Consider the following 4,371-nt stretch of genomic DNA (forward strand, 5'->3'; position numbering starts at 1 on the left):
AATTATTAATTATAGCCGGGTTTCTAAGCTGAACCATAGGGCGGGTTTATTAAGATGGTCGTGGGGATGGAGAATTGACAACAGAACCCGCCCCTACAATTAATAATTATTAATTATTAATTATTAATTATTAATTAAACTTAATGCTTGTAAGTCCTGTTTTGCTTGCAGAAAGCGCCCTTGTAAGAGGGCAGAAACCCCCCGTAATACTAAAAACTCTGGTTGTTCAGGATTTAATGCTAAGGCTGGTTGTAGGGCGATTTCGGCTGCTCTGGCGTTAAAATTATATAGGTGTACAAAGGCGAGATAAGCATGGGCGAAGGGGTTATTAGGATCGAGTTTGGTGACTGTTTCTAAAGCGGCGATCGCTCCATTTACATCCTGTTCTAACACGGAAGCTAAAGCTAGGCTATATGCTAGGTTTAAATTATCGGGTTCTTGGTTTAACCTATAGGCTAGGGTTTTTTGAGCCTGTTTGGTATAGTCCTGAACTGGATCATATTGGTTAATGCGACGAATTTCATTAAAAATCACCTCCAGTCCCTGTATACCCTGGGGAAGTTTGAGGGCTAGTTGCTGAAGTTGGGTAATTAAATCCAATTCTGGGGCGGGTAAGGCGGCTGCATTAGGGTCAATAGTCAGGGTAATGGGGGGGGATGCGATCGCTAAGGTTTCCCCGGTTTCTCGGCTTAAATAGGTGGCTTGCAGAGTATAATTGCCGGGTGTAGCATCGGGTGGGGGTAGCATTGCCATGCGTTCAACTACCTCGAACCCTGTGGCTGTGTCTTCTGGTAATTCTAGCCGCCCTGAACCTATGGCGCGATCGTGGAACCATTGGGTATTATTGTCATCATCTAATGCAGTCCAAGTCAATAACACCAAACCTGACTCAAGCTGCTGTGGGGGACCTGACCAAATGTAGGTAATGGGAATAGGAACCCCTGGGGGGGCGCTTTCAGGAACAATTACCGCCTCTAAATTCACCACCTCGGAAATATCGGCGCGGGGGGAAACTTCGACGGGTGAGGGGGTGCAACGATGAAGGTTTAAAGTGTTACCATCTGGTAGGAGCCAATTGCGATAAACTGGGAACTGAGGACCTTGGGCGATCGCAGTGACCATCAAGGTTTGGGCTTCTTTAATGCGATCGACAGAACCCTGATCTCCCGTTTTGGTGATAAACCAACAGAGGGAACCAGCATCTTGAGAAACTTCGTCATAAGCAATACCGACCTGGCGACCGTAAACCTGAAAATCTTTAATTGCGCCATAGTAGTCGATATTATGCTGATTGATATTTTCGGTGGAAGGCAAAACCCCGATGGTATTCTGTAGGTAGGGTTCGGCTGCCAAAATGGTTGAGATAATTTCTGGGTGAGGCCAGTTAACGCCTATTTCTGCATGGCGGGTATTTCCCGGACTTAGCAAGCTGCGGAATTGTTGACCGGGAACTCCCCCCACCGGCCACAGAGTTAAAATCATTAACAACACGGCTAAAGCCATGGTCCCCCAACGTACTCTCATCCCCCACCATTTCGGCCAGAGTGTGAGTCCCCAAGCTAATACAATTGACAGCATGGGTAATAGGGCGAAGTTGTAGCGGAAGTCTTTATTGGGGTTGAGGGAACAGAGTAAATATCCCCCCACCAGAAATACTGCTAACCAGGCGAAACCAGATTTCGGGGTGTCTGGGGGAAGGCTGCGCCACCGAATTAGGTAAAGTAAAAAACCGACAATGGGAACTAATAATAACGGCCAGGACACATGATCGGGGAGGAGACTTAGATAGTAGGTCCAGGCTTCTGGGTCGGTTAAGGGTGGATCGCCTTCGGCGCGCGCGGCGTATATGGTGGCGCGTTGTACTGATGTGATCATTAACAGCCAAGTATTTGACAGCCACGGACCGAAGACTAACACGGACAGCAAACCAGCGATCGCCATTTGAAAAAACCTTCCCCAGTCCCGTCTTTTTAGGGTTCCCACCGTTACCCACAACAGGGGAACAAACAAAAATAGGGCGGTGGTTTGTTTGACTAAAAATGCGAGTCCTACGGATATTCCTACAGCGATCGCCCATAACCACTGATAACGCGGTTGTTCACATTTGCGCCACATGGTCAGCAGCAAAAAACTGAAAGCGACACTGGCGGTGACCGGATAATCTAGGAGATATTCAAAACGATATAGATATAATGCGGGGAGTAATAAGCATAAACCCGCCGCCCATAAAGCTACTTGGCGGTTAAAAAGTTGGCATCCGATACAGTAAACAGACCCCAGTAATATAGCACTGAATAGCAGGTGTACTAGGTTGGCGGTGTCTGGACTAGGAGCGAATATATTTTGAAAGGGAATGGTGAGAATATATACCAGGGGGGGAATTTTGGCTGACAGGTTCCAGATATAATCCCACCACTGACCGGAAAACCATTGGGGGTCTTGGAAGGCGCGGCGGTAGATCAGGCTTCCTGTTAGGTAATAGGCGGGGTCCCAGGCTGGTACAGACCGATCAAAGATAAACCAAAGGCGATCGCTAATGGCTCCTATTAGCCAGATTATACTAATGGCGATCGCACCCGTTATTTTTTTTGACCCTTCAACGATAACCTTTCCCTCCCGATAACTCTGAACCTGATCAAAATTAAACCGAGTTTCCCAGACAATATTAGACACCTTCGCCCCAATTGCCCAAGAAACCCGATTTCCGATGTAATTATACTAGAACAAGCCTAAAGTGAAGGACTTGTCAATGGGGAAAGTTGCGCCAATACCCAGCCACAGGGTCACAAAAGTTCCGAATAGGAATATTGCTGTAGCTACAGGACGACGGAAGGGGTTTTGAAACTTATTGACATTTTCAATGAAAGGAACCACCAACAGACCCACGGGAATGGAAGCCATCATTAACACCCCTAACAATTTGTTGGGGACTACCCGCAGAATTTGGAACACCGGCCAGAAGTACCACTCTGGCAGAATTTCCAGGGGAGTCGCAAAAGGATCGGCAGGTTCTCCCATCATAGCAGGGTCAAGGACTGCCAAACCAACGATTAGCGCAAAAGTTCCAACGATAACTACCGGGAAAACATATAGCAGATCATTAGGCCAAGCTGGTTCACCATAGTAGTTATGGCCCATACCTTTAGCGATTTTCGCTCTCAAGACTGGATCACTGAGATCCGGCTTTTTCATTACTGACATGGTAAGATCGCTCTCCTTAATATTTTGAGATCAAATGGATATGTTCTAATTATCCATTATGATTCGGCTCTGCCACCATCGGGGTAGCAAAAGCTACTCCCGTCTGATGGTTTAAGATTTAGGCAGACTTTAGAGGGGTCCTGAAATACCTTGTTTACGGATCATCAGGAAGTGCAGCAACATGAATACTGCAATCAACCAGGGTAAAACGAAGGTATGCAGGCTGTAGAAACGGCTGAGAGTGGGTTGCCCTACTGCAGCACCACCCCGCATCAATTCAACAATGGTTGAACCTACAATGGGGATAGCTTCGGGAACCCCAGACACAATTTTAACCGCCCAATAGCCGATTTGATCCCAGGGAAGAGAATATCCAGTTACGCCAAAGGAAACTGTGATCACTGCCATAACTACCCCTGTTACCCAGGTGAGTTCCCGTGGCTTTTTGAAACCGCCAGTTAGGTAAACCCGGAAAACGTGCAGGATCATCATTAATACCATCATACTGGCAGACCAGCGATGGATAGAGCGAATCAGCCAACCGAAACTTACTTCTGTCATGATGTACTGAACAGAGGTAAATGCTTCGGCGACGGTCGGCTTATAATAGAAGGTCATCGCAAACCCAGTAGCAAACTGGATTAAGAAGCAAACTAGGGTGATCCCACCCAGACAGTAGAAGATATTTACGTGGGGAGGGACGTATTTGCTAGTGATGTCGTCGGATATCGCTTGGACATCTAGCCTTTCGTCAAACCACTTGTAGGTTTTTGATTCGGTGATTTCCTTTGAGAACATGAAGCTAGGATTCCTAAAATATTAATTGCTGCCTTGGTTGTTAGGTCTGAACTGATACATTTACGCGACATTTTTCCGGTTGTTCCCGGACAATGCGACGATAGCACTATTACCCGTTAAGGTAACAGAGGCGGTATCCCGCAAAGCTTTTAGAAAGATTCCAAAAGCACCGTTCCAGTCCCTGGGTAGAGTGAACCCGCACTCAGGACATCGGAACACTTTTGAGCCACCTAGCTGGGAATGGACATGACCACAGTGAGTACAGGTTTTGCTGGTGTATTCTTCGGTCACATCTACAACTGTTCAGTTATTTCCCCTTGATGTCTCAGGGTTAGTTTGAATCGATAATGCGCCCATGTCAGCATGGCGCGT

The 4,371-nt window shown here is 46.9% G+C and carries 3 protein-coding genes and 1 pseudogene; all 4 read right to left on the minus strand.

Annotated features, from left to right (window positions below):
• Positions 1-123: 123 nt before the first annotated feature.
• On the minus strand, positions 124-2,673 hold the full coding sequence (locus P5683_RS23100; RefSeq protein WP_006669162.1) for a glycosyltransferase family 39 protein: 2,550 nt from the start codon (positions 2,671-2,673) through the stop codon (positions 124-126).
• Positions 2,674-2,718: 45 nt separating this feature from the next.
• On the minus strand, positions 2,719-3,201 hold the full coding sequence (gene petD, locus P5683_RS23105) for a cytochrome b6-f complex subunit IV (RefSeq protein WP_006625735.1): 483 nt from the start codon (positions 3,199-3,201) through the stop codon (positions 2,719-2,721).
• Between the two features lie 129 nt (positions 3,202-3,330).
• Positions 3,331-3,999: a cytochrome b6 gene (gene petB, locus P5683_RS23110; protein WP_006616443.1), complete on the minus strand. Its 669-nt coding sequence runs from the start codon at positions 3,997-3,999 to the stop codon at positions 3,331-3,333.
• A 60-nt stretch (positions 4,000-4,059) separates the two neighbouring features.
• Positions 4,060-4,371: pseudogene (locus tag P5683_RS23115) on the minus strand (zinc ribbon domain-containing protein); the annotation flags it as partial.

This window comes from Limnospira sp. PMC 1279.21 (assembly GCF_032349615.1).
In the GTDB taxonomy this organism is placed as follows: domain Bacteria; phylum Cyanobacteriota; class Cyanobacteriia; order Cyanobacteriales; family Microcoleaceae; genus Limnospira; species Limnospira fusiformis.